The following is a 1310-nucleotide window of genomic DNA, read 5'->3' as shown; positions in this document are numbered from 1 at the left end:
GATCGGCAAAATCATTAAGAACACAAAAGTGATCATTATCGCGTAATTTTCGTGATCAAAGCTTAATGAGAATAAGCGATCAAAGTTAATGCCATTGGGTGATCAAAGCTGGTGAGAATATGCATATTTTAACAACTTTAGTTCGTTAGATATTAATTCAATGCTAGTTGTATGTATTTTTCTGCTGGGTTACTCATTCTGGGCAACGGTTAAAGCGGTTATTAATGCGATACTACAAGGCCATTCTGAAGATGCTGTTCCGGTTTATGATTGAATATCTCACCCAACCGCCAATTTTCCAGCCTCATGCCACATTTCACTTGGCATGGGGTTGGTTAATTCCCACGTAATATTCATCGGCTGAGTGTCGTTGTGGCTTCGGTATTTAACCTCACCGTAGCATACAAATCTATAGTTTAGTTAGTAGATACAAAAGCTGACTTTTTTATTTAAGAGCCTAAACTTTAAAAGGTCTATGGCTTAATTTCTTTACTCAGCTCATTAACTAAATCATGTGTGAATGGCCAAGGAATTCCTCCTTTTCTAGTTAGCTCTTTTAAGTCAGGCGTAATTCTTTCAATATTTTTTGCTGCATTTAGATAAAGCCGATTTTGTTTTATGATGCTTTTTTCTAGTAATTCTAATCGCTCTCTTTCACTTTCGATTTCGTATTTTTGTACTGTGATTGATTCTAGTAGCAACTCTTTTTCATTTACTAGCAATTGAACTGCATCTCTGTCTTCATATAACTGCACTATTTCGGATTCTAATTTTAACTTCCTAAAAGAAAGTTCACTGACTTCACTCTCTAGGCTTTTATTAAATTGTTCAACTAATAACTTTTTTTCTTTTTGAAAAGCCTTAATAGCACTTTCTTTATTTTCTTTAATGGTAAAATTTTTAACACTGTTTAATTGATTAATATCTTCTAGTAGTTTTTTATTCTTATTTATTAAATCTTGGTTTTTAAAATTCAGTTCGCTTCTTAGTCTAGCTTCATACTCATCTATTTCATTTTTAAGATTTGATCTGGACGCTATGTTTTCATTTATCTGAGCTAGTTTTTGTGACGCATATTTAATATTTTCTACAAGCCCTTTATATTCTTTTCTATAAGCACTACGAATTTTATCTTCGTCGTTTTTTACAATCACCTCAAGATTATTTTTGGTATATGATAAATCTCTAAGGGATCCCCAAAAATAATTATTAAGTTTCAATTACATCACTCACATCCATATTTTTCCAATCGATTTGCACTACTACCTGTACGAAATAGGCTAGTCCTTCCAAATAATCTCGCCGTCGCA

Annotated in this window: 1 protein-coding gene; it reads right to left on the bottom strand. The window is 32.7% G+C overall.

Annotated elements, in window-relative coordinates; translation table 11 throughout:
- Positions 1–473: 473 nt before the first annotated feature.
- Positions 474–1220 carry a hypothetical protein gene (locus tag H5232_RS23210; protein WP_182831645.1) on the bottom strand — a complete coding sequence of 249 codons (747 nt, stop codon included), beginning with the start codon at positions 1218–1220 and terminating at the stop codon, positions 474–476.
- Between the last annotated feature and the right edge of the window lie 90 nt (positions 1221–1310).

It is taken from the genome of Pseudoalteromonas sp. SG41-5 (genome assembly GCF_014164495.1).
GTDB lineage: Bacteria > Pseudomonadota > Gammaproteobacteria > Enterobacterales > Alteromonadaceae > Pseudoalteromonas > Pseudoalteromonas rhizosphaerae.
The sequence above is the reverse complement of the archived record's forward strand: the minus strand, read 5'-3'. Positions and strand labels throughout refer to the sequence as shown.